The organism is Paraburkholderia azotifigens, assembly GCF_007995085.1.
Taxonomy (GTDB): domain Bacteria; phylum Pseudomonadota; class Gammaproteobacteria; order Burkholderiales; family Burkholderiaceae; genus Paraburkholderia; species Paraburkholderia azotifigens.
This window is the reverse complement of record NZ_VOQS01000003.1, coordinates 2,613,470-2,637,865: the sequence shown is the minus strand read 5'-3', so window position 1 is coordinate 2,637,865 and position 24,396 is coordinate 2,613,470. Positions and strand designations below refer to the sequence as shown.

The following is a 24,396-nucleotide window of genomic DNA, read 5'->3' as shown; positions in this document are numbered from 1 at the left end:
AACTTGCGCGGCGCGCGCTCAGGCAATCGCGCCGCCGCCGTCCACGAGCACCGTCGAGCCCGTCGCGTACGGCGTGCTCGACAGATAGACGATCGCATTCGCGACGTCTTCCGGCTGGCCGACGCGGCGTGCGGGCAGACGGTTTGCGGCGCCTTCGAACATGCTGTCGCGCGCCTCGTCGGACAGCTTCGACCACAACGGCGTCGCGATCAGTCCCGGCGAGACCGTGTTCACCCGCACGGGCGACAGCTCCAGCGCCAGACCGCGCGCGAGCGCTTCGAGCGCCGCGTTGATCGCGCCTTGCAGCACGGACGTCTTGCTCGGACGCACGGAAAGAACGCCCGACACGAACGTCAGCGACCCGCCCTCGGCGATCTTCGCGGCGCGCGCCACGCGGTAAGCGCCCCAGAACTTGCTGTCCATCGCCCGGTAGGCGTCGTCGAGCGGCAACTGGCGCACGGGCCCGGACGGCGTCTGCGCAGCCGAAATCACGACGTGATCGAACGGCTGCTGCGCGGCGAAGAATCCGTCGACAGCCGCGGCGTCCGTCGTGTCGAGTTCCGCCGTCTGCACGCCGCGGCCGATCTCCTGTGCCGCCGCCGTCAGCTTCTGCGCATTGCGCGACGCGATCGTCACCTGCGCGCCGAGCGCCGCGAACGCCTTCGCCGCCGCCGCGCCGATGCCCGAACTGCCGCCGACGATCAGCACGCGTTTCGATTGAAGCGAATTCATGATGTCTCTCCTTGCCAGAAAATGAAAAAGGTCGCGCCGTTACTTCGCGACGACGCCAAGCTGCTGCAGGAACGTCAGGTTGTCTTCGAGATGCCAGTTTTCCGCGATCCGGCCATCGGCGATCCGGTAGATGTCCGTCGCGATGAAATCGATGTTCTGCCCTTCGCCCCGCACGCCCTTGAACTGCCCCGTGAAGTGGCCATGAAAGCGCAGGTGCACGACCACGCGATCGCCTGCCACGACCATCTGCTCGATCTCCGCCTGCAGATCGGGCACTGCGGCGCGCACGAACTTCGACGCAGCGAGCGGTCCTTCGATACCTTGCGCGCGTCCCGGCGGCAACGTGCGGTCGGTGAAGCCGGGCGCGAGCGCGGCGCGGGCGAGCGCTTCATCGCCCGTACTCCAGAACGTGTCGTAGCGGCGCGCGGCGAGAACCTGCGCGTCGCGCTGTGCCTTCGGCAGGCTCGAATCGACGCTCAGATGCTGCGGCTCGACGAGCGCGCCAGACGGCGCAGCGGCAAATGCGGGTACAACCGCCAGCGAAGCGACAGCCAGTGCAGCAGACACCGCGCGACGCAGCGAGGAAGCAAGACGGCTCGACATGATGGGCTCCTTGAAGAAAAACAAAGCATTCGTTGAGTCGTATGCTAGTCTTCGCGATACGGAAGAAATACCACTTCCTGACTGATGAATCCTTTCTTTTTTGAGAAGAATGAGCGACACCCGGATCGACAGCCTCCCCGCGCTGATCGCCTTTGCCCGCGTGGTATCGGCGGGCAGTCTGTCGGCGGCCGCGCGCGACATGGATCTGCCGCTGTCCGTGATCAGCAAGCGGCTCGCGCAACTGGAGAAAAGCGTCGGCGTGCGGCTGATCCAGCGCACCACGCGCCGCCAGACGCTGACCGAGGAAGGCGCCCTGTTTCACGCGCGCGTCGTTCGCATCCTCGACGAAATCGAGCAGGCGGAAGAACTGCTGTCGCAGCGCCGCCAGGAAGTCAGCGGCCTGCTGCGCGTGACGGCGCCGGGCCAGCTCGGCCGCCAGAAGATCGCGCCGCTGATCGCCGATTTTCAGCGGCTGCATCCGCAACTCGCCGTGCAACTGGAACTGACGGATGCCGTCGTGGATCTCGTCGAAGGCGGCCTCGATCTCGCGATCCGCTTCGGCAGCCTTGCGGATTCGTCGCTGATCGCGCGGCCGCTCGCGCCGAATTTCCGCGTGCTGTGCGCGTCGCCCGCCTATCTGAAACAGCACGGCACGCCGAAGCATCCGCACGATCTGATGGCGCACCGCTGCATCCTGATCGGCGACCAGCGTCGGGCGGAATGGCGCTTCGAAGGCGACGAGAGCATCGCCGTGCGCGTCGATGCCGCGATCGTCACCAACGACGGCGAAGCCGCGCACCTGTTCGCGCTCGCCGACGCGGGCATCGCAGTCAAGTCGATCTGGGACGTCGGCGACGACATCCTAGCGGGCAAGCTGCGCCGCGTGCTGCCCCAGCATTCGATGTCCGCCGCGCCGCTGCACGCGATCTATCCGCACAGCCAGCATCTCGCGCCGCGCGTGCGCGCGTTCGTCGATTTTCTGCGCGAACGGCTCGCGCAGGCGTGGCGCTGGGACACGCTGTGACAATGTCCGCTGTCACGCGGCGCTTGATGATTTTTTCATGCGCTTCGGGCAGGCTGCCGTCGAGTTCGAGCGCGCGCGGATAGCCTTGCGCCGACGCACGGAAACCGTGCGCGGCCGTACTGCCGAACACGTTCGACAGACCGGGATAACCGAGCGCATAGCTCGGATCATGCTCGACGGCCTCTTCGACATAGCTGCGCGCGCGGATGAAGTCTTCGTCGCTCAGCGCATGATGCGCGGCGAAGCCCGCAGCGAAGTGCACGCGGCGCATGCATATCGCCGTCGCGTAAATGGCGTCCGAGGCATGTATCGTGCAATGTCGGCGACGCGGCGCGCGGACGGCCCGGCTCGAAGTGCCGGACGTCGTTTGCACGCAACCGGCCAATCCTTCCAAATGGCCGAGCTGGCGTGAATTTGCCAGCCTTTTTGCGATAATGAATCGTCTGACGATCGTGTAATTTCTCATTAGCGTCGGCGTGGACCGTCCGGATGTTTTCCATCCCACGCGCCGCCTCACATCCTCCACACAGGAAGAGTCATCACAATGGCCACTGCGACGCCTCGCACCAGCGACACCACCCTGCTCGATCCGAAGCACGCGGGCCGCTTCACGCTCGGCAACCGGATCATGCTGAGCTTCGGCGCGCTGTTCGTGCTGATGCTGGTGATGGCCGCGATCTCGTGGACGCGCCTGCGTGCGATGGACGACGAAGCGCTGAGCATGGGCCGCGATTCCGTACCCGGCCTCTACCTCGCGACGACGCTGCGCGCGACGGCCAATGAAGGCTACGCGACGCTGCAACGCGCGCTGTTCGTCGAAAGCAGCGAGGCCGCGACGAAGCGCGATCTCGACCGCATGCCGCAGTTGCTGCGTAATTTCGATCAGGTGTCGGCCCAATATCAGGCCACGCTCTATCGCGATGCGGACCGTGAGCACTTCCGCGCCTTCCGCGCCGCCTGGGATCAATACCTGCCGCAACTGAACGACGCGATCCGCGCCGCGCCCGCTTCGAAAGCGGACGCGCAGGCCACGTTCACCCGGCTCGCGCCCGCCTGGGACAGCGTGATCCGCGCGGCTAACGAACTCGTCACCGAAAACCGCATGCAGGCCGACGAATCCGCGAAAGCCATTCGCGATTCCGTCACCAGCACCGAAATCACGCTCGCGACGGCGCTTGGCGTCACGCTGCTGGTTGCGCTGTTCACGGGCTTCTCGCTGTATCGCGCGATCACGGTGCCGATGGCGAATCTCGTCGACGTGCACAACGTGATGCGCACGGGCAATCTGACCCAGCGTCTGAAGCTCGGCCGGCGCGACGAATTCGGCACGCTCGAAGACGGCTTCAACCGCATGGCCGAAGAACTGAACAGTCTCGTCGCGCAGGCGCAGAAGTCGTCGCTGCAGGTGACGACGTCGGTGGCCGAGATCGCCGCGACCTCGAAGGAACAGCAGGCGACCGCGACGGAAACGGCCGCCACCACGACGGAAATCGGCGCGACCTCGCGGGAGATTTTCGCGACCTCGCGCGATCTGCTGCGCACGATGAACGAGGTGTCGGCCGTCGCCGAGCAGTCGGCGACGCTCGCGGGCACGAGCCAGAGCGGCCTCACGCGCATGGAAGACACGATGCGCAGCGTGATGGAAGCGGCGGGTTCCGTGAACGCGAAGCTCGCGATCCTCAACGAGAAAGCCGTCAACATCAATCAGGTCGTCGCGACGATCACGAAGGTCGCCGACCAGACCAACCTGCTGTCGCTGAACGCGGCGATCGAAGCGGAGAAAGCAGGCGAATACGGGCGCGGCTTCGCCGTCGTCGCGACGGAAATCCGCCGCCTCGCGGACCAGACGGCCGTGGCCACCTACGACATCGAACAGACCGTCAAGGAGATCCAGTCGGCCGTGTCGGCGGGCGTGATGGGCATGGACAAGTTCTCCGAAGAAGTGCGGCGCGGCATGCGCGACGTGCAGCAGGTCGGCGGGCAACTGTCGGAGATCATTCACGAGGTGCAGACGCTCGCGCCGCGCTTCCAGCTCGTCAACGAAGGCATGCACACGCAGGCAACGAGCGCCGAGCAGATCACGCAGGCTTTGTCGCAGCTGTCGGAGGCCGCGCAGCAGACGGCGGAATCGCTGCGCCAGTCGTCGCAGGCGATCGACGATCTCACGCTGGTCGCGAACCAGCTGCGCACGGGCGTGTCGCGCTTCAAGATCGATGCTTGAGCCTGCGTTTGAGCGCCATCTTGCACGCATGCGTCCGGCAAGCCTGACAAGGTGATGGCGATGCTCTTTCTTCTCTTCGAACTCGACGGCGACCGCTATGCGCTCGATGCCGCCGGCATCGTCGAAGTGCAGGCACTGACGGCCGCGAAGACGATTCCGGGCGCGCCCGCGTGGGTCGCGGGTTTGATCGAGCGGCACGGCGAATCCGTGCCCGTGATCGATCTCGCGCAGCTTGCGCTCGGCCGGCCGTCGCAGCCATGGCGTTCGACGCGGCTCGTGTTCGTCCGCTATCGCGATGCGCGCAATACGCACGGAACGACGGGGCGCGTGATCGGCCTGATCGTCGAACGCGCGACGCAGACGCGCCGCATCGAACGCGAGCGCTTCGCCGATAGCGGCATCGCGACGCCGCATGCGCGCTGGCTCGGCCCCGTCGCGAGCGACGAGTTCGGCATGATCCAGTGGATCGACGTGCAGCAGATGCTCGACGACGACGTGAAAGCGCTGCTGTTCCCTCAACCCGAACCTCACACGTCATGAACGCCGCGAACGCTTTCGTGCCGCGCTTCGAAGCCTGGCTCCTGCGGGAGACGGGAATCGACGCGTCGTCGCTCGGCGTCAACGCGCTGGAGCGCGCCGTGCTCGAGCGCGTGCGCGTGGTTCGCCTCGGTGCAGGTGCGCACGATACGGACGTGTCCGCCGATTCCGCCGACATCGAAGCGTACTGGCAGCAGCTGACGATGTCGCGCGACGAACGTCAGGCGCTGATCGAAGCGCTCGTCGTGCCCGAAACCTGGTTCTATCGCGACCGCGAAGCGTATGTCGCGCTCGCGCGGCTCGCGAACGAGCGGCTCGTGCGCGATCCTGCTCATGTGCTGCGCGTGCTGAGCCTGCCCTGCTCGACAGGCGAGGAGCCATACACCGTCGCGATGACGCTGCTCGACGACGGCATCGGCGAGAACCGCTTCGCCGTCGATGCCTTCGATATCAGCACGCGCGCGATCGAGCATGCGCGCGTTGGCATCTACGGACGCAATTCGTTTCGCGGCCATCCGCTCGCGTTTCGCGACCGGCATTTCACCGCGCTTGACGATGTCAGGGACAGCTGGCAACTGAGCGAGCGCGTACGGCAGACGGTGTGCTTCTCGCAGACCAATCTGTTCGATTTGCAGCCGGATACGCAGGCGCCCTACGACTTCATCTTCTGCCGCAACGTCCTGATCTATTTCGACCGCGAAGCGCAGGATCGCGCGATCCGCCTGCTCGACGCGAATCTCGCCGACGGCGGCACGATCTTCGTCGGCCCCGCCGAAACCGGCCTGATGATGCGTCACGCGATGACGTCGGCGCGCATTCCGCTCGCGTTCGCGTTCCGGCGCAGCACGCCGGAGGATGCGAATGCGGCGCGGCCCGTGGTGAAACCTTTGGCGTCGAAGGCGGCGAAGGCGGCGACGCATGCGTCTGCGTTCGCAGCAGCGGACACGCGCGAGACCGCAAAACCATCGCCTGCGAACCGCGCCTTGACTCGTACGCCCTGGCGCGCGCCGCAGACGGCCAAAGCGGTGCCGCCAGATGCGTCGCCGCAACCTGCCGCAGAGCGGTCGCTCGATGCCGCGCGCCGTCTCGCCGATGCCGGTGAGTTCGACGCCGCCGAGCGTCTCGCGCATCAGCATGCGATCGTGCATGGCCCGGACGTCGACGCGTTCTATCTGCTGGGCCTGATCGCCGATGCGCGCGGCCATGGCGCCGACGCCGCCGATTTCTATCGCAAGGCGCTGTATCTCGACCCTGCGCATTACGAGGCGCTCACGCATCTGGCCGCCCTGCTCGACATCGGCGGCGGCGACCGCGCCGGGGCGCAGAACCTGATGCAGCGCGCGCAACGCTCGGCGGCGCGCGCGGCGTTATCGGTGCAAGCGGCGCAAGCGGCGCAAGCGGCGCAAGCGGCCGATACATCTGCGGACGAAGCACAACGGTCACGAGGATTCCATGCTTCACGACGCTCCTGATCTCGCGAGCCCGGCGACCGTGCGCGTCGACGACTGCTGGAACCGCATCGGCACGCGTGGCGACAACACGTGTCCGCGCCTCGCCGATTATTCGCGCTGCCTGAATTGCCCCGTGTTCGCGCAAGGTGCGGCACGGCTGCTCGACCGGCCTTTGAGCGACGCGGACCTCGCATCGCGCCGGAACACAGATACCGCGAGTGGCGAGGCGCCTCGCCAGGAGGCCGCCGTGCATTCGGCGCTCGCCTTTCGCATCGCGGGCGAATGGCTCGCGCTGCCGACCCCCGTGCTGCGCGAAATCGACGATATCCGTGCGATCCATTCGCTGCCGCACCAGCGCTCGCGTGCGGTGCTCGGCGTCGTCAACGTGCGCGGCGCGCTAACCATTGCGGTTTCGCTTGGCGAAATGCTGAACGTGGAACACGCCGCCGACCCGCAACGGTCCGCACGCAACGGCTATCCGCGCATGCTGGTCGCCGCGCACGACAGCGAGCCCGTCGCATTCCCAGTCGATGAAGTGGAAGGCGTGATCCGTTACGCGGAAACAGCACTGCTGCCCGTGCCCGCGACGCTCGCGCATGCCACCGCGTCGCACGCGCGCGGCGTGCTCGCGTGGCGCGACGGCAGCATCGGCCTGCTCGATCCCGGGCGCCTGTTCGACTCGATCGCCCGGAGCCTGCGATGACCGACGACGATCTGAGCCGCCAGTCGCTGCTCGAACTGTTCCGCGAGGAAGCCGGCGCGCAGACGCGCGTGCTGTCCGACGGCCTGCTCGCGCTCGAACAGCGCCCCGCCGACGCCGCCGCGCTCGAAGCATGCATGCGCGCCGCGCATTCGCTCAAGGGCGCGGCGCGCATCATCGGCTTGCAGGACGGCGTCGATATCGCGCATCTGATGGAAGAGTGCTTCGTCGGCGCGCAGCGCGGCGAATTGCGGCTGACGCCCGCGCATATCGACGTGCTGCTGCGCGGCGTCGATCTGCTGTTGCGTGTGGGCGAAGCGAAGCCGGATGCGCCCGTCACGCGCGCGGATATCGACGGATTCGTGCGGCGGCTGTCGTCGCCTCCCGCCGTTGCTGGCGAAGCGCCAACGAACGACGTAGAGCACACGGACGCCGACGTCGACGTGTATGCCCAACTGCAGGCGCAGTTGCAGGCGGAAGCGCTCGCCCAACGTCAGGAAGCCGTGCCCGCCGACTCCACCGATTCCACCGGTTCCACCGGTTCCACCGGTTCAACCGGCTCCGCCGCCGCAACGGGAAAACCCGACGCCGCACGGCACGCCGACCGCATGCTGCGCGTGCGCGCCGCGAATCTCGACCGCGTGCTGAGCCTGTCGGGCGAAGTGCTCGTCGAATCGCGCTGGCTCAAGCCGTTCGCTTCGTCGATGCTGCGCATGAAGCGCACGCAGCGCGACACCTCGCTCGCACTCGATGCGCTCTACGACACGCTCGCCGGGCACCTCGACGAAGTGGCGCTGTCCGCGCTCGCCGATGTGCGCACGGCGCTCAACGGGATGCAGCAGACGCTCGGCGCGCGCATCGACGAACTCGATCGCTACGAGCGCAGCAGCGCCAACCTCGCGCAACTGCTGTACGACGAAGCGCTGCAATGCCGGATGCGGCCGTTCGGCGACGCGACGCATGCGTATCCGCGCGTCGTGCGCGATCTCGCGCGCTCGCTCGGCAAGCGCGTGACGTTCGAGATCGTCGGCACGTCGACGCAGGTGGACCGCGACATTCTCGACATGCTCGACGCACCGCTCGGCCATCTGCTGCGTAACGCGATCGATCACGGCATCGAGACGCCCGAGCAACGCATGGCGCGCGGCAAGCCCGCCGACGCGCACGTGACACTCGAAGCGCGCCATAGCGCGGGCAAGCTGCTGATCAGCGTCAGCGACGACGGCGCGGGCATCGATCTCGACACCGTGCGCGCGTCGGTGATCCGCCGCAAGCTCGCCGACGCGGAGACTGCCGCGCGCCTGTCCGAACAGGAACTGCTCGACTTCCTGCTGCTGCCGGGCTTTTCGATGCGCGAGCATGTCACGGACGTCTCGGGCCGCGGCGTCGGACTCGACGCTGTGCACGAGATGGTCAAGGCCGTGCGCGGCACCGTGCGCATCTTCAACGATCCCGGCAAAGGCTCTCGCTTCGTGATGCAGTTGCCGCTGACGCTGTCCGTCGTGCGCAGCCTGCTCGTCGACGTGGGCGGCGAGGCGTATGCGTTTCCGCTGGCGCACGTGCGCCGCACGCTCGAACTCGCGCGCGCCCGTATCGACATGCTCGAAGGCCAGCAGCACTTTGCATTCGACGGCAAGCCCGTCGGGCTCGTCACCGCGCATCAGCTGCTCGGCGCCCAACAGGTGGATGCGGCGCGCGAGTCGGTGTCCGTCGTCGTGATCGGCGACGAGCGCGAGACATACGGCATCGCCGTCGACCGCTTTCTCGGCGAGCGGATGCTCGTCGTGCAGCCGCTCGATGCGCGCCTCGGCAAGATCCGCGACATTGCGGCGGGCGCGCTGATGGAAAACGGCGACGCCGTGCTGATCGTCGATGTCGACGACCTGCTGCGCTCCGTCGACAAGCTCGTACGCGGCGGCCAGCTCGACAAGATCGGCCGCGCGCACGACGTGGCCGCGCGGCAGCGCAAGCATGTGCTCGTCGTCGAAGATTCGCTGACGGTGCGCGAACTCGAACGCAAGCTGCTGGAAAAGCGCGGTTACGCGGTCACGGTCGCCGTCGACGGGATGGACGGCTGGAACGCGCTGCGCAGCGGCAGCTTCGATCTCGTCGTCACCGATATCGACATGCCGCGCATGGACGGCATCGAACTCGTCACGCTGATCAAGCGCGACCCGGCGTTCAAGCACGTGCCCGTGATGATCGTGTCGTACAAGGACCGCGACGAGGACCGGCGGCGCGGGCTCGAAGCGGGCGCGGACTACTATCTCGCGAAGGGCAGCTTCCATGACGAAGCGCTGCTCGATGCCGTACGCGATCTGATCGGAGAGGCGACGCAATGACCTCAGGAAGAAGCGCGGGCATGACCATCGGCATTGCCAACGACCTTCCCCTCGCCGTCGAGGCGCTGCGCCGCGTGATCGCGCTGCGCCCGGAGCATCGCGTGCTGTGGGTCGCCGCGAATGGCGAAGAGGCCGTCGACTTCTGCGCGGCGCAGACGCCCGACGTCGTGCTGATGGACCTCATCATGCCGAAGGTCGACGGCGTGGAAGCGACGCGCCGCATCATGGCGCGCACGCCCTGCCCGATCCTGATCGTGACGAGCAGCGTCGGCGCGAACACGTGGCGCGTCTACGAGGCGATGGGCGCAGGCGCGCTCGACGCCGTCGATACACCCACGCTCGCGGGGCGCGGCATCGGCGAATCCGCGCAGCTGATGCTGCAGAAGATCGACCAGATCGGCCGGCTGATGGACCGGCCGTCCGCGCTGCGACAAGCGGCCGTCGCGCCGCTCAGGCCTGACGCGCAGAAGCTGGTCGCAATAGGCGCGTCGGCGGGCGGACCGGCCGCGCTCGCCAGGGTGCTCGGCAGCCTGCCCGCGAGCTTCGCGGCGCCCGTCGTGATCGTGCAGCACGTCGACAAGGTATTCGCCGACGGCATGGCGGAGTGGCTCGACGGACAGACGCCGCTCACCGTGCGCACCGTCCGCGAAGGCGAGCCGCCCGCCGTGGGCGTCGCGCTGCTCGCGGCCACCAACGACCACCTGTTGATGACACAAAACGGCGCGCTGCACTACACTCGCGATCCGGCAGAATTGCCGTACCGGCCTTCCGTCGACGTGTTCTTTCATAGCGTCGTCGAGCATTGGCCCGGCGACGCACTCGGCGTACTGTTGACGGGCATGGGCCGCGACGGCGCGATCGGTCTCAAGGCGATGCGTGCGAAAGGCTACGACACGATCGCGCAGGACGAAGCGACCAGCGCCGTCTACGGCATGCCCAAGGCGGCTGCGGCGCTCGGTGCGGCGAGCCGGATCCTGCCGCTCGGCAGCATCGCGGATCAGCTGGCGGCCTTCGCGCGCCGTTGAGCGCGCTCACGGCGAAACGGGTTCGGGTAACGGGATTCACGGCGAGAACGTAAGCAAGGCGCGCCGCAACACAGAGACGGGGCATGAGCAGCATTTCCGACAGGGGTACGCAAATGGACTTCGATCAAATCGGGGCACGGGACCAGGGGGGTTCCACATCGACGTCGGTCGACCGCGCGAATGCCGCGCTCGAAGCCGCGCGCGCCGCGCTGGAAACGGCCGCGCTGTCCGACGTCCCCATCATGGTGCTGCTCGTCGACGATCAGGCAATCGTCGCGGAAGCGGTGAAGCGCGCGCTCGCCAACGAGGACGGCATCGACCTGCACTACTGCGCGAGCGCCGACGAAGCGATCCGCGCGGCCACCCACACGCGCCCCACGGTGATCCTGCAGGATCTCGTGATGCCGGGCATCGACGGTCTCACGCTCGTCAAGGCGTACCGCGCGAACGCGAAGCTGCGCGACGTGCCCATCATCGTGCTGTCGGCGAAGGAAGAACCGACCATCAAGAGCGCGGCCTTTGCGGCGGGCGCGAACGATTACCTCGTCAAGCTGCCCGACCGGATCGAACTGGTCGCGCGTATCCGTTATCACTCGCGCTCGTATGTGAACCTGCTGCAACGCGACGAGGCGTATCGCGCGCTGCGCGAATCGCAGCAGCAGTTGCTCGAAGCGAATCTCGAACTGCGCAAGCTCACGCAATCGGATGGGCTGACGGGGCTCTCGAACCGGCGCTATCTTGACGAATATCTGAACGCCGAATGGCGGCGCGGCATGCGCGCGCAAACGGAAGTGTCGATGCTGATGCTCGACGTCGACAACTTCAAGCCGTACAACGATACCTACGGGCACGTCGCGGGCGACGAGGTGCTCAAGCAGATCGCGTCGACGGTGGAAGGCTGTCTCGGACGGCCAGGCGATCTCGCCGCGCGCTTCGGCGGCGAGGAATTCGCGGTCGTGCTGCCGGGCACGTCGGCGGGCGGCACGCGTCTGCTCGCCGAGAAAATCCGCCTCGAAGTCGAGGCGCTGAGGATTCCGCATGCCGGCTCGTCGTCGGGACAGTACGTGACGGTGAGCGTGGGCTGCGCGACGCTCGTGCCCGCGCGCGATGCGCCGATGACGACGCTGATCGAGACCGCCGATCTCGCGCTCTATCGCGCAAAACGCGACGGGAAGAATCGCGTCGCGTCGATGGAAGGCGGCCGGAGCGATACGCGTGCGACGGCGGAGTGATGCGTGCGGTTCACGTCGCGGCCGCTGACGGTCGGGTAGCCCTCTAATCCGGGGTCGGGTAGCCCTCTAACCCGGCTTGCCATCCTCGCGCGGACGCATCAACGGCAATGCATAAGCGCCGACGTAAATCGCGAATGCCGCGATCCAGCACACGCCCGCGCTCCAGATCCACACCTGATAATGCCCCGGCGCCACCAGCGGACCGACGATCCGCAATGCCGAGCCGAGCGTGACGAGCGCATAGCTCGCGATATCGCGCTTATCGGCGGCGAGCGGCCTGCCCGTGTGGCCACGCGCTGTGCGCGTGATCATCGCGATGATCGCTCCGCCGATCACGCCCGCCGTGAACGCGTGCAGCGCGACGGAATGCGGCACGAATCCCAGTGCGCTCGCGCCGAGCAGCGCAAAGCCGATGGGCATCCATGCATACGCGACATGCAGGATCAGCAGAATCGCCGGACCGCGCACCTTGTACGAGCGCCAGCCGATCAGCCGCGCGCAGTGAACCGCACACGCGGCAAACGCGAGCGTCGCAACAACCGCTGACGGCAACGCAGCCGCATCCGCTAACAGCGCAACCAGCGTCAATGGTGCGGCGATCGATTCCACCCACTTCCAGCGGCGCGTGACGAAACCTGGTATTGCATTCGACGTGAACATCGGAATCACGCGCGCGCCGATCACGCTGACCAGCAGCACGACGACGCCCGCCGCCGCGAAGATGCAGCGCAGCGCCAGATCGGCGCGTCCCGTTTGCGTCAGCACATGAAACGCGGCGTTGAGCGCGGCGAACGTCAGCAGCACGGGCACGAGAAAATAGTTGCGCCGGTTTCCGACCTTCATCAGCACACGCAGCAGCACGAACGCGACGCCAGGCAGGAACGCGCTGTCGACGAGCGCGGCCGGCACAGCCGGGCCGCTCCACACGAGCACGCGCGCGCACAGCCACAGCAGCGCGAGCGCGGCGAGCACGCGCCGGCTCGTCGTCGGCATACCCGTCCAGGCGCGCACGGCCGTCAGCAGAAAGCCCGCGACGATCGACGCTGCGAAGCCGAACACCATCTCGTGCGCATGCCAGCCGATGGGATCGAGCTTCAGCAGATAGTTGCCCATGACGGGCACGCCCGCGAGCACGAGCAGCCACACGCCGAGCGCGAGCGCGGCGAAGCCCGCGCCCGCCAGGTAGAACGGACGAAAGCCAAGGTTGAGCAGCGCGAAGCGCTGCGCGGGACGATAGCGTCCCGGCGGTGGCACGAAAGTCGCACGGGGCTCGATGGGTTGCATGATTCGCTCGCTTGCTCGCGATGGGAAAGCGGCGCCGCCGCTCTTCCACCAGGTGGAGATGCGTTACGCGCAGTGCGCTTCGAACGCGGGATAGAGACGCACTTCTTCACGCGTCATCCGTTGCCGCAAATGCGAAATCACGCGGCCGATTTCACGCGCGGATTCGAGTCCCGAACGCCCTGTGTCGAGCGAATCGAAGAAGCCGAGAATTTCCGCCGACATCGCGCGCATTTCCTGCGCGTACATATCGCCGAGCGCACGCGTCGCGTCGTGCTTCTGCATCGCGGGATAGAGCTTCTGGTCTTCGCGCGCGAGATGCGCGACGACCACGCCGCGCAGCTGCTTGAGCTTGCGGCGGCCCTCTTCGGACCCGACGCCGAGCGAGCGGCATTCATCGAGCAAACGGAAAATCTCTTCGTGGTCGTGCTTGAGCGTGGTGATCAGTGACATGGTGTTGGACCTGCACATTCTTATGTTGTGTTGACTGGGTATGCGGCCTTGCGGATCGCGTTAACCCTTACACACGTTTCGTGCCACACAGGAATGCCCAGAAAAACAGTCACTTACTAAAAGTGCTAGTCGCTCGCACCCGAGTCGTTATGACTCGACATCGAGTCGATTTAACCTTGATGGCGGCGCTGCGCCGCCCGGCACCTCAAGCCGATTCGCGCTCCACCATGCTGAACCCGACGTCGACGAACGCACGCTCATGCGCACCATTCAGCCGGTCGAGCAGCGCACGCGCCGCGCTCACGCCGATGCGCGTGCCGTCGACGCGCACCGTCGTCAGTTGCGGCGTCGTTTCCGCCGCGAAGTCGAGATCGCCGAAACCGCAGATCGCGAGACGCGCAGGCACATCGAGTCCCATCTTTCGCGCCGCGCCGAGCGCGCCGATCGCCAGCAGGTCGGAGCCGCAAAACACGGCATCGACATCCGGCGAACTCGCCAGCAGTTGCGGCAACGCCGCCTTGCCCGTCGCAAGCGAACTGGGCGGCGCAACGATCAGTTCGGCCACCTCCGTCATGCCCGCTTTCGCGAGCCGGTCGCGAAAGCCCGCGCGGCGCGCGAGCGCGCGTACGTCGCTCGCCGAAATCAGCGCGGGCCGCTTCGCGCCGCGCGCGAGAAAGCGCTCCGCCACCGCTTCGCCGATCTGGTAGTGCGAGAAGCCGACCAGCATGTCGATGGGCGACTCCGTCATGTCCCATGTTTCGACCACGGGAATGCCGACGTTGCGCAGACGCTCGCGCAACGACGCCGTATGCGCGACGCCCGTCAGCAGCACGCCTTCGGGTCGGCGGCTCAGCACGGTATCGAGCAGGCTTTCTTCGTTGGTGTCGCTGTAGCCGCTCAGCGCGAGCAGCACTTCATAGCCCGCACGCGACATGGTCTCGCTGAACACCTGAATGGTTTCGGAGAACAACGAGTGCGCGATGGTCGGCACGATGGCCGCGATCAGCCGCGAGCGCGCCGACGACAGCCCGCCCGCGAGCCGGTTCGGCACATAGCCGAGTTTCTGCACGACCTGGCGCACGCGCTCGAGCGTCTCGGGCGCGACGGATTCGGGGCTGTTGAACACGCGCGACACCGTGATGGGCGACACGCCCGCTTGCGCCGCGACGTCCGTGATGCGCAAACCCTTCGGGCCGCCGCGCGTGCGACGCGCGGGCGTGGCGCTGCCCTTGAGGTCGATCGATGCGTCGTCGGTTGGCTTGGCGGTCGGCATGAACAGATGCACCTTGAAATTTGCGCGGCTATTGTAGCCAACGCGGAAGCCAATGCGTCGTGCGCGCTTTCATTCGGTGACGGGTGTGCCGTTCACCGTCTGTGCCGCGCGACCGCTGCGGCGCAGAACGAAGCTCGTCACGACCGCGAAGATCAGCATGCATACGGCGGGAATCAGCATCGGCGCCTGGGTGCTGCCCGTCGTCTGCTTGACGAACGGCACGAGGTTCTGCGCGATAAAGCCGCCGATATTGCCGAGCGAGTTGATCGCCGCGATGCCCGCTGCGGCCCGCGCGCCAAACAGGAACTTCGGCGGCAGCGTCCAGAAGCACGGAATCAGCAGATACATGCACGGCGCGCCGAAGCACAGCGCGATGAAGCGCAGCGTGTTGGTCGGCATGAACACCGACGACAGAAAGAACACCATGCCGAGCAGCGCCGATGCGAGCATCGCGATGATCGCGCGATTGCCTGCGCGCAGTTTCGACGGCAGCCACGCGAGCACGATCGTCGCCATCAGCCATGGAATGATGTTGAGAAAGCCGTTGGTCGTATTGCTGACGCCGAAGCCCTTGACGAGCGTCGGCAGCCAGTAGCTCACGCCGTACACGGAGATCGACAGCATCATGTAGTAGAGCGCCATGCCGATCACGCGCGGCTCGGTCAGCACGGAGAGCAGCGTCGTGTGACGCGCGGCGCTCTTGCGCGCCTGCGCGCTTTCGCTTTCGAGCGTGCGCGCGAGCCAGCCCTTCTCTTCGTCCGACAGGAACTTCGCTTCGCGCGGCGACGCGGGCAGGCAGTACAGCACGACGAGCGTCAGCAGCACGGAAGGAATCCCCGTCACGACGAACACGAGCTGCCAGCCTTGCAGCCCGAGAAAACCGCCCTTGTCGAGCAGCCATCCGCAGATCGGCGCGCCGATCATGTTGCCGAGGCTGCTGCCGACCGTGAAGTAGCCGAGCATCCGCACGCGATGCCGCTGCGGAAACCACAGCGTCAGGTAATAGATGACGCCGGGATACAGCCCGGCCTCCGACGCGCCGAGCAGAAAACGCAGCACATAGAACATCGTCGCGTTCTTCGTGAACGCGAGCAGGATCGTCACGATGCCCCACGTCAGCATGATGCGCGCCATCCATTTCGGCGCGCCGTACTTGTGAAGCATCACGTTGCTCGGCACTTCGAAGATCAGATAGCCGATGAAGAACAGCGACGCGCCCAGCCCGTACGCCACTTCCGACAATCCGAGACTGCCGAGCATCTGCAGTTTCGCGAAGCTGATGTTCGAACGGTCGATATACGCGACCAGATACAGGACGCCGAGCAGCGGCATGAGCCGCAGGCCCAGACGATTGATGAGGCGCGATTCGTCGATCGCGGAAGTGACGGTGTTCACGGTGTCTCCTGGGCCCGCTATCGATGTGCGGGCCTCGTTGTGCTGGTTGTCGTGACGCTGCCTGAGTGCGGCGTGCGCGTTGCTGCGCGTTACTTCTTCTGCTGCTCGCGCCACGCCTTGTAAGCGGCCAGCGTTTCCTCGTTCGGCGGATACGTGCCGCGCAGCGGACTGCCTTCGGCGACGCGCTGCTGGATGAACACTTCCAGTTGCTCCTGCTCGCTCGCATCGCGCGCGACGTCTGCGGCCATTTCGCGCGGCACGATCACGACGCCGTCCACATCCGCGACGACGATGTCGCCCGGATAAACGGGCACGCCGCCGCAGGCGATGGGCACGTTCATGTCGACGGCGTGATGCTTCGCGAGATTGAGCGGCGCGCTCGCGCCGGCGCACCAGATCGGCAAACCGAGTTCGGAGATCGTGCCGCTGTCGCGCACCGCGCCGTCCGACACCATGCCCGCGACGCCGCGCTTCGCGAGACGCAGCGCGAGAATCGAGCCGACGGACGCCACCGTGCGGTCGCCGCGGCAATCCTGCACGAGCACGCTGCCGGGCGGCGCGGTCTCGACGGCCTTGCGCTGCGGATGATCGGGGTTCTGGAACACGCCGACGTGATCGAGGTCTTCGCGCGCGGGAATATTGCGCAGCGTGAACGCGGGACCGACGAGATTCGGCGCGCCCGGCGCGGGCTTCACGAGCGGCGCGACGCCTTGCAGAAACACATTGCGCAGGCCGCGCTTGAAGAGCTGCGTCGTCAGCGTCGCAGTGCTGACGTGGCGGAGTTGTTCGAGCGTTTCGGCGCTCACGGTCGTTTCGTTTGCGGTCATGTTCGGTTTGCTGGGGCTCTGTGGGCGTTAATGGATTTCCGGCTCATCGCGGTTCGCGTCGGACGAGACGGTCAGTTTTTCTTCGAGGAAATCGAAATCGCAACCCTTGTTCGCCTGGGTCACGTGCAGCTGATGCATCACGCCGAAGCCGCGTTCGAACGGACGCTTCGGCGGCCGCCATGCTTCCTTGCGCGCGGCGAGTTCCTGATCGCTGACATCGAGATGCAGACGGCGCGCGGCCACGTCCAGTTCGACGATGTCGCCGTCCTTCACGAGCGCGAGCGGCCCGCCGACGAACGACTCGGGCGCGACGTGCAGCACGCACGCGCCGTAGCTCGTGCCGCTCATGCGCGCATCGGAGATGCGCAGCATGTCGCGCACGCCCTGCTTCAGCAGCTTTTGCGGAATCGGCAGCTGGCCCCATTCGGGCATGCCCGGCGCGCCGACGGGACCGGCGTGCTGCAGCACGATCACGGAGTTGGCCGTCACGTCGAGGTCTTCGCTGTCGATGCGCGCGGCCATGTCGCTGTAGTCCTTGAACACGACGGCGGGACCGCGATGCTTGAGCAGATGCGACTCCATTGCGGCGGGCTTGATGACGGCGCCATCGGGCGCGAGATTGCCCGTCAGCACGGCGAGACCGTCGCGTTCGACGAGCGGATTGCCGCGTTTGCGGATCACTTCGTCGTTGAAAATCTCCGCGCCCGCGATGTTCTCGCCAAGCGTGCTGCCGTTCACGGTCATCTGCGTGCCGTCGATCAGCTCGCCCAGCTCGACCAGCAACGCGCGCAGGCCGCCCGCGTAATAGAAGTCCTCCATCAGATACTGGCCCGCCGGACGGAGGTTGCCGAGCACGGGCGTCACGCGCGCCAGTTCGTCGAAGCGCGCCGTCGTCAGATCGATGCCCGCGCGGCGCGCGACGGCCACCAGATGCACGATCGCATTCGTCGAGCCCGACATCGCGAGCACGGTCGTGACGGCGTTATCGAAGGACTTCGCGGTGAGAATGTCCGACGGCTTCTGGTCGGTCCACACCATCTCGACGATGCGCTGGCCCGTCAGCGACGCATACTGCGCGTGACGCGAATCCACTGCGGGGATCGACGAGAAGCCAGGCAACGTGAGGCCGAGCGCTTCCGTCGCGCTCGTCATCGTCGAGGCCGTGCCCATCGTCATGCAATGGCCGGGCGAGCGCGCGATGCCGCTCTCGATCCCCTTCCATTCGTCTTCCGTGATCTTGCCCGCGCGCAGTTCGGCCCAGTATTTCCACGTGTCCGAGCCGCTGCCGAGCGTGCGGCCGTTCCAGTTGCCACGCAGCATCGGGCCGGCGGGCAGATAGATCGCGGGCAGATCCATGCTGATCGCGCCCATCAGCAGGCCGGGCGTGGTCTTGTCGCAGCCGCCCATCAGCACGCAGCCGTCGAACGGATACGACTTCAGCAGTTCCTCCGTCTCCATCGCGAGGAAGTTGCGGTAGAGCATCGTGGTCGGCTTCTGGAACGGCTCGGCCAGCGTCATCACGGGCATTTCGACGGGAAACCCGCCCGCCTGCCAGATGCCGCGCTTCACTTCCTCGACGCGCTGCTTGAAGTGCGTGTGGCACGAGTTGATCTCGCTCCACGTATTGACCACGGCGATCACCGGCTTGCCCATGTAGTCCGACGAGTGATACCCCATCTGCGCGGTGCGCGAGCGGTGACCGAACGAACGGAGATCGTTGACGCCATACCAGCGGTAGCTGCGCAGTTCTTCGGGCTTCTTGCGATTCGAGGACAAATCTGTCTCCTTGGTAACGCTATCATTTTCGGCCGCAACAACACCGGCGGGGCGCGGCGTATGAGCTTTCGCGGCTGCGAAAGCGGCTGTGAAAGCGGCTGTGAAGCGATGATCGGGATGCACGGATGGTAGCGTTATCATTTAGCCGCGTCCGCCAGGGATAGTACGGAGACGCAGCGGGAAATCGGACTGAAGCGCGCCGGGCGGCGCTGCGGCAAGCGCCCTGTCCGCGTCAGACGTCTTTCGCGTCGAACACGAGGAGATCGACGCCCGCCTGCGCGAAATTCTGAAGATCGGCGGTGGTGGCGGCTGCTTCGGGTGTGCCCATCGCCTGCTGAAGCGACTCGAAGCTGTCGAAACTGAGGATGGCCGCAAGCGCATACGGCGACTCGCCCTTTGCGCTCGCCACGGGCCCGACGCTCACTTCGTAGCGGCTCAGGCCGGGAATCGTTTTCGCTAGCGGCACGTGTTTGTCGAAGTAATGGGCGTCGAATGCGTTGCGATCGGCGGGAGTCTTGTAGAGCGCGACGAGCTTTGCCATGTCATGCCTCCTGAAACGGACGTTCAGTGCAGTGCTGATTGAAGCTGGCTGATACGGATCGATGCCGCTCGAACGGCTCATGGATTCTACGCCCGGCGCATGCGAGGGCCGTGTGAAGGGACGCGTTTTCGGGACCGCCGGGCGGCGGCCCCCATGCCCCGTCGGCCCGTCGGCCCGTCAGCCCGACGGCCGCCGGCGCAACGCCCACCAGCCCGCGAGTACGGTGAAGCTCACGACCAGCAGCACCATCATCCAGAAGCCGTGCTTGTTCTCAGCGAGAGGCACGCCGCCGACGTTCATCCCGAACAGACCCGCGATGATGTTGATGGGCAGCGCAAGCACCGTGACGATGGTCAGCGTGTACAGCGTGCGGTTGGTCTGCTCGTTCAGGCGCGCGGCGATTTCTTCCTGCAGCAGCTTGATGCGCTCCGCGAGACCCGACAGATCGCCGAGCACCAGCGAGAACTCTTCCGTCGAATCGCGCAGGCTTTGCACGTCGGCGGGCGACAGCCAGGCGGGCGGCCGCACCAGCAGCCGGAAGATCGACCCGGGCTCGGGCGCGAGCAGCCGCTGCAGGCGCACCAGCACGCGCCGCATCGCGCCGAGATCGCGGCGGCTCTGATAGACGCGCTGCGACAGGAAGTGATCTTCGATGCGGTCGACCTCGATGCTCGTGCGCCGCACGATTTCGACGAGCAGATCGGCCTGATCGCGCAGCAGGTGGATCAGCAGTTCCGCCGACGTGTCGAAGCTCTCGCCGTTGCGCACCGACGCGCGCAGCCGGTCGACGGAGCGCAGCTGCTTCAGGCGCGCCGTCACCATGATCCGCTTGTGCGTGTAGACCCAGAGCGTCGCGATTTCGGAGGGCGTCTGCTCGAAGTCGTACATCACGTCGTTGACGACGGCGAGCAGCGCGCCGTGCTGATGTTCGATGCGAGTGGAGTGTGAGCCTTCGCGCAGGGCCTCGAAGAAGGTGTCGGGCAGATCGAGATGTGCGCGGATCCAGCGTTCGCTCGACACATGCGCCAGGTTGAAATGCAGCCAGAGAAATTCGCTCTGGTGAGCGCCCGACGCCTTCGTCTCGTTGCGGCATTCGGCAAGCCATTCGGCGGCCGTGTCGGTATCGACGGCGAGGCCGGGCTGGTCGAGCGCAAAACGGAATCCGCAAACGAGGCCGGAGCGGTCCGCTCCATAAGTAGTGGGCGCCAGGTTCAAAGTCATGTGCGTTTCGGGGTGGGGGTCCGCGAAGGCGCCATTCTGACATGAGCACGCGGCAGAAGCGTTACGTGTCAGCTGCTTGACGTTTGCTTGTCGACACGTTGGCAGGCTTTAGACAGATCGTGCAGCGGGCATATCGTCCGAAGCGGCGATCCTCGCGCCGGCGAGCCGCGGCTGCCCCATGACGGCGGCAGCCGCGCCCGATGCTTACGCCGCGAACCCGCCGTCGATCATCAGGTTCGCGCCCGTCACGAAGCGTGCTTCAGGGCTCGCGACATACGCGACCATGCCCGCGACTTCATCCGCCGTGCCGTGACGCGGAATCGCCATCAGGCCGTGCAGCGACGCCGCGAAATCGCTCGATTCCGGGTTCATGTCCGTGTTGATCGGACCGGGCTGCACGTTGTTGACGGTGATGCCCTTCGGACCGAGATCGCGTGCGAGACCTTGCACGAAACCTTGCAGCGCCGACTTGCTCATCGCGTACACGGCGCCGCCCGCGAACGGCATGCGATCCGCGTTCGTGCTGCCGATGTTGATGATCCGGCCGCCCTCGCCCATGTGCGCCAGCACCGCCTTCGACGCGACGAACACGGCGCGCACGTTCACCTGCACGGTCGCGTCGAAGTCTTCGAGCGAGAAGACGTCGAGCGTGCCGAGGCGCAACACGCCCGCGTTGTTCACGAGGATGTCGATCTTGCCGAGCGTGCGCGCCGTGTCGTTGATCGCGTCGGTCAGCGATGCGGGATCCGCCACATCCGCCTTGACGGCGACGGCACGGCCGCCCGCCTTCTCGATGCTCGCAACCAGATCGTTCGCCGATGCCGCCGAGCTGTTGTACGTGAAAGCGACCGTCGCGCCTTCGCTGGCGAGCCGGCGAACCACGGCCGCGCCGATGCCGCGCGCGCCGCCCGTGACGAAAGCAACCTTGCCTTGCAGATTCGTGTTCGTGTTCATGTTGTGCTCCAGATGAAGTGGTGATCAGGTGATGCAAGTATGGCCAGCCGATTCCATTGCCGGTAGCATCGAATCGCTATCAACAGTTTCAACCACAGGTATAAAGCCGGAAACGCGATGGAAGCCCTCAATCTGATCGAATCGTTCATCCAGACAGCCGAAACGGGCAGTTTTTCGGCGGCCGCGCGCAGGCTCGGCCTCACGCCTGCCGCCGTCAGCAAGAACGTCGCGCGGCTGGAGGCGCACCTTGGCGTGCGGCTCTTTCACCGCAGCACCCGCAAGCTGACGATGACTCCCGGCGGCGAGCAGCTGTGGGCCGACGCGGGCGTGCCGTTCGCGAGCCTGCAGGACGCCTTTTCGCGCGCGTCGCAGCATGGCGGCAAGCCGTCGGGCGTGCTGAAGGTCGGCATGGCCGTCGCTTTCGGGCGCGAGTATCTGGTGCCGCTGCTCGGCGAGTTTCTCGAACGCTATCCCGACATCGTGCCCGACTGGCATTTCGACAACCGCGCCGTCGACCTGATCGCGGGCGGCTTCGACGCCGCCATCGGCGCGGGCATCGAACTGACGCAGGGCGTCGTCGCGCGCGAGATCGCGCGGCCGTGCACGATCGTCGCGGCGTCGCCGGCCTATATGAAAGGCCGGCCGCTGCCCGCGCATCCGTCCGATCTCGCGGAGCTGGATGGCATTGCGCGCCGCTCCAGCAGCACGGGCCGCCTGCGCGCATGGACGATGCGCAACCAGGTCGGCGAGGAGGCGCTCGCCGAGTGCCGGACGCGGATGATCTTCGACGATCCCGAGGCGATGGCGCACGCGGCGCTGCAAGGGCTCGGCATCGCCTTCCTGCCGACGCCGCACGCCGCGCCGTGGCTCGAAAGCGGGCAGCTGATGCGGCTCCTGCCCGGCTGGCATGCCGAAATCAGCCCCCTTACGCTCTATTACCCGAACCGCAAGCTGCTGCCCGCGAAGACCCGCGTGTTCATCGACTTCGTCGTCGAGGCGTTTCGCGAGCGGCGGCTCGCGGCGCGCTTCGACGCGCGTTGACCGCGCCATTCGAAACACATGCCGGAGCCGGATATAAGAAGAATCCATGACAGGGTTTTTCTGTACGCAAGACGCCGCCACATCGGTCGATATATCAGGTGGAGACATGCGCGCTGCATCCGTACGCAGCGCGCCCACATTTCAAATATCGCCCACGTTGCGAGGCGTCCGAATGGTGAAGCTGAGTTTTACCCAGAAACTGTGGTTGCCGCTCGTCATCAGCCTGTTCGCGTTGTTGCTGGTCTCGGTGTCGGCGGCGTATCTGTCGCGTGAGACGCGCATCGAGGAACGCAAGAACGACCTCGTCAACGTCGCGCATGTCGGCTTGTCGCTGGTTCAGGAATACGCGGCGCTCGCGCAGAGCGGCAAGCTGAGCGAAGCGGACGCGCGCAAGGAAGCGCTCGCGCGCCTGCGTAACATCCGCTACGGCGAGGACGGTTACTTCCTCGTGATCGATTCGACGCCGCGCATGGTCATGCATCCCATCAAGCCCGCGACCAACGGCAAGGATCTTTCAGGCACGGCCGACGCCGACGGCCGCCACCACTACGTCACGTTCGCGAAGGTCGCGCAGTCGGCCGACGGCGGCTTCGTCGATTACGTATTTCCGCATTCGCGCCCCGCATCCGCATCGGCGCCCGCCGAAGCCGTCGGCAAGATCGGCTACGTCGTGCGCTATGCGCCGTGGGACTGGATCATCGCGACGGGCGCGTATGTGGACGACATCGACGCCGCGTTCATGCGTTCGCTGTATCTGATCGGCGGCGTATTCATCGGCATCGCCGTACTGCTGGCCGCGATCGTCGCGCTGACCAACCGCAGCATCCAGCGCACCATCGGCGGCGATCCCGGCTACGCGGCGGACGTCGCGAACGCGATCGCCATCGGCGATCTGACCGTCTCGATCGACACGCGTCAGAACGACGATGCCAGCCTGCTGCGCGAAATGCGCCGCATGCGCGACACGCTGACGGACACGATCCGCGCGATCAAGCATGCCGCCGACAACGTCGCGACGGGCGCAGGCGAAATCGCCAGCGGCAATGCCGATCTTTCGTCGCGCACGGAGAATCAGGCCGCGTCGTTGCAGGAGACGGCGGCAAGCATGGAGCAGATGACGTCGATGGTGCGGCAGACGGCCGAAAACGCGCGCACCGCCAGCGAACTCGCCGAAAGCGCCGCGCAGATCGCGAATCAGGGCAGCGTGATGGTCGGCGAGGCCGTGTCGACGATGCGCGACATCTCGACGGAATCGCAGAAGATGGTCGAGGTGATCGCGGTGATCGAGAGCATCGCGTTCCAGACCAATATTCTGGCGCTCAACGCCGCCGTCGAAGCGGCGCGCGCGGGCGAACAGGGACGCGGCTTCGCCGTTGTCGCGGGCGAAGTGCGCACGCTCGCGCATCGCAGCGCGGGCGCCGCGAAGGAAGTGCGTCAACTGATCAGCCGCGCCGTCGACAAGGTCGGCAACGGCGCAGGGATCGTCGAACGCACGGGCTCGACGATCCAGCAGGCACGCGATGCGATTGCGAGCGTGACGGGCGTGATGCAGGAAATTGCCGCAGCGGCCGCCGAACAGAGCGCGGGCATCGATCAGGTGAACCTCGCCGTCACGCAGATGGACAGCCTCACACAGGAGAATGCGGCGCTCGTCGAGCAGGCGGCGGCCGCCGCGCATTCGCTGACCGAGCAGGCCGGTCGGCTGAAGACTTCGGTGGACGCATTTCAGGTTGCCGAAACCGTCTGATGTTTAGCGTTTTTTGTTGC

General features: G+C 66.2%; 22 protein-coding genes. 11 read left to right on the top strand and 11 right to left on the bottom strand.

Annotation, left to right across the window (positions count from 1 at the left end; translation table 11 throughout):
* Positions 1 to 18: 18 nt before the first annotated feature.
* Positions 19 to 732 carry an SDR family oxidoreductase gene (locus FRZ40_RS29060; RefSeq protein ID WP_147236402.1) on the bottom strand — a complete coding sequence of 238 codons (714 nt, stop codon included), beginning with the start codon at positions 730 to 732 and terminating at the stop codon, positions 19 to 21.
* A gap of 39 nt (positions 733 to 771) precedes the next feature.
* Complete coding sequence (locus tag FRZ40_RS29055) at positions 772 to 1,335, bottom strand: ester cyclase (protein WP_147236401.1); 564 nt, start codon at positions 1,333 to 1,335, stop codon at positions 772 to 774.
* Between the two features lie 109 nt (positions 1,336 to 1,444).
* On the opposite strand from FRZ40_RS29055, the gene FRZ40_RS29050 reads away from it, so the two are divergent.
* From FRZ40_RS29050 to FRZ40_RS29010, 9 genes are all read left to right on the top strand, one after another.
* The gene (locus tag FRZ40_RS29050; RefSeq protein ID WP_028370129.1) at positions 1,445 to 2,359 is read left to right on the top strand and encodes a LysR family transcriptional regulator; all 915 of its coding nucleotides are present in this window, start codon (positions 1,445 to 1,447) and stop codon (positions 2,357 to 2,359) included.
* Between the two features lie 37 nt (positions 2,360 to 2,396).
* On the top strand, positions 2,397 to 2,771 hold the full coding sequence (locus tag FRZ40_RS44140) for a hypothetical protein (RefSeq protein ID WP_158647039.1): 375 nt from the start codon (positions 2,397 to 2,399) through the stop codon (positions 2,769 to 2,771).
* Positions 2,772 to 2,903: 132 nt separating this feature from the next.
* Complete coding sequence (locus FRZ40_RS29040; RefSeq protein WP_028370131.1) at positions 2,904 to 4,580, top strand: methyl-accepting chemotaxis protein; 1,677 nt, start codon at positions 2,904 to 2,906, stop codon at positions 4,578 to 4,580.
* 60 nt (positions 4,581 to 4,640) lie between these two features.
* Positions 4,641 to 5,120: a chemotaxis protein CheW gene (locus tag FRZ40_RS29035; RefSeq protein WP_028370132.1), complete on the top strand. Its 480-nt coding sequence runs from the start codon at positions 4,641 to 4,643 to the stop codon at positions 5,118 to 5,120.
* Positions 5,117 to 6,589, top strand: coding sequence for a CheR family methyltransferase (locus FRZ40_RS29030; RefSeq protein ID WP_147236400.1), 1,473 nt, complete (start codon positions 5,117 to 5,119; stop codon positions 6,587 to 6,589). Before FRZ40_RS29035 ends, FRZ40_RS29030 begins: the two co-directional genes overlap by 4 nt.
* Positions 6,570 to 7,271 carry a chemotaxis protein CheW gene (locus FRZ40_RS29025; protein ID WP_147236399.1) on the top strand — a complete coding sequence of 234 codons (702 nt, stop codon included), beginning with the start codon at positions 6,570 to 6,572 and terminating at the stop codon, positions 7,269 to 7,271. The genes FRZ40_RS29030 and FRZ40_RS29025 overlap by 20 nt, the downstream gene beginning before the upstream one ends.
* Positions 7,268 to 9,610: a hybrid sensor histidine kinase/response regulator gene (locus tag FRZ40_RS29020; RefSeq protein WP_147236398.1), complete on the top strand. Its 2,343-nt coding sequence runs from the start codon at positions 7,268 to 7,270 to the stop codon at positions 9,608 to 9,610. The genes FRZ40_RS29025 and FRZ40_RS29020 overlap by 4 nt, the downstream gene beginning before the upstream one ends.
* A gap of 20 nt (positions 9,611 to 9,630) precedes the next feature.
* Positions 9,631 to 10,635: a chemotaxis response regulator protein-glutamate methylesterase gene (gene cheB / locus FRZ40_RS29015; RefSeq protein WP_028370136.1), complete on the top strand. Its 1,005-nt coding sequence runs from the start codon at positions 9,631 to 9,633 to the stop codon at positions 10,633 to 10,635.
* A 113-nt stretch (positions 10,636 to 10,748) separates the two neighbouring features.
* Positions 10,749 to 11,867, top strand: a complete 1,119-nt coding sequence (locus FRZ40_RS29010) for a diguanylate cyclase (RefSeq protein WP_028370137.1) — start codon at positions 10,749 to 10,751, stop codon at positions 11,865 to 11,867.
* Positions 11,868 to 11,933: 66 nt separating this feature from the next.
* On the opposite strand, the gene FRZ40_RS29005 is transcribed toward FRZ40_RS29010, so the two are convergent.
* The 9 genes from FRZ40_RS29005 to FRZ40_RS28965 form a co-directional block, all read right to left on the bottom strand.
* Positions 11,934 to 13,151 (bottom strand): NnrS family protein, encoded by a 1,218-nt coding sequence (locus tag FRZ40_RS29005; RefSeq protein ID WP_147236397.1) that lies wholly within the window; start codon positions 13,149 to 13,151, stop codon positions 11,934 to 11,936.
* A 63-nt stretch (positions 13,152 to 13,214) separates the two neighbouring features.
* A complete protein-coding gene (locus FRZ40_RS29000; protein ID WP_240057311.1) occupies positions 13,215 to 13,601 on the bottom strand; it encodes a hemerythrin domain-containing protein in 387 nt (128 codons plus the stop codon).
* A gap of 205 nt (positions 13,602 to 13,806) precedes the next feature.
* Positions 13,807 to 14,874 (bottom strand): LacI family DNA-binding transcriptional regulator, encoded by a 1,068-nt coding sequence (locus tag FRZ40_RS28995; protein WP_147236395.1) that lies wholly within the window; start codon positions 14,872 to 14,874, stop codon positions 13,807 to 13,809.
* 69 nt (positions 14,875 to 14,943) lie between these two features.
* Positions 14,944 to 16,269: an MFS transporter gene (locus tag FRZ40_RS28990; protein WP_147236394.1), complete on the bottom strand. Its 1,326-nt coding sequence runs from the start codon at positions 16,267 to 16,269 to the stop codon at positions 14,944 to 14,946.
* 89 nt (positions 16,270 to 16,358) lie between these two features.
* On the bottom strand, positions 16,359 to 17,096 hold the full coding sequence (locus FRZ40_RS28985; protein WP_028370142.1) for a ribonuclease activity regulator RraA: 738 nt from the start codon (positions 17,094 to 17,096) through the stop codon (positions 16,359 to 16,361).
* Positions 17,097 to 17,123: 27 nt separating this feature from the next.
* Positions 17,124 to 18,872, bottom strand: a complete 1,749-nt coding sequence (gene araD / locus FRZ40_RS28980) for an L-arabinonate dehydratase (RefSeq protein ID WP_147236393.1) — start codon at positions 18,870 to 18,872, stop codon at positions 17,124 to 17,126.
* A 232-nt stretch (positions 18,873 to 19,104) separates the two neighbouring features.
* The gene (locus FRZ40_RS28975; protein ID WP_028370144.1) at positions 19,105 to 19,413 is read right to left on the bottom strand and encodes an EthD family reductase; all 309 of its coding nucleotides are present in this window, start codon (positions 19,411 to 19,413) and stop codon (positions 19,105 to 19,107) included.
* Between the two features lie 177 nt (positions 19,414 to 19,590).
* Positions 19,591 to 20,634, bottom strand: a complete 1,044-nt coding sequence (locus FRZ40_RS28970; protein ID WP_147236392.1) for a transporter — start codon at positions 20,632 to 20,634, stop codon at positions 19,591 to 19,593.
* A 204-nt stretch (positions 20,635 to 20,838) separates the two neighbouring features.
* Positions 20,839 to 21,588 carry an SDR family oxidoreductase gene (locus tag FRZ40_RS28965; RefSeq protein WP_028370146.1) on the bottom strand — a complete coding sequence of 250 codons (750 nt, stop codon included), beginning with the start codon at positions 21,586 to 21,588 and terminating at the stop codon, positions 20,839 to 20,841.
* Positions 21,589 to 21,705: 117 nt separating this feature from the next.
* Here FRZ40_RS28965 and FRZ40_RS28960 point away from each other — a divergent pair, with 117 nt between their 5' ends.
* On the top strand, positions 21,706 to 22,629 hold the full coding sequence (locus tag FRZ40_RS28960) for a LysR family transcriptional regulator (protein ID WP_147236391.1): 924 nt from the start codon (positions 21,706 to 21,708) through the stop codon (positions 22,627 to 22,629).
* Between the two features lie 172 nt (positions 22,630 to 22,801).
* Entirely contained in the window at positions 22,802 to 24,376 is a 1,575-nt protein-coding gene (locus FRZ40_RS28955) for a methyl-accepting chemotaxis protein (RefSeq protein WP_147236390.1), read from the top strand.
* The last annotated feature ends 20 nt before the right edge of the window (positions 24,377 to 24,396 follow it).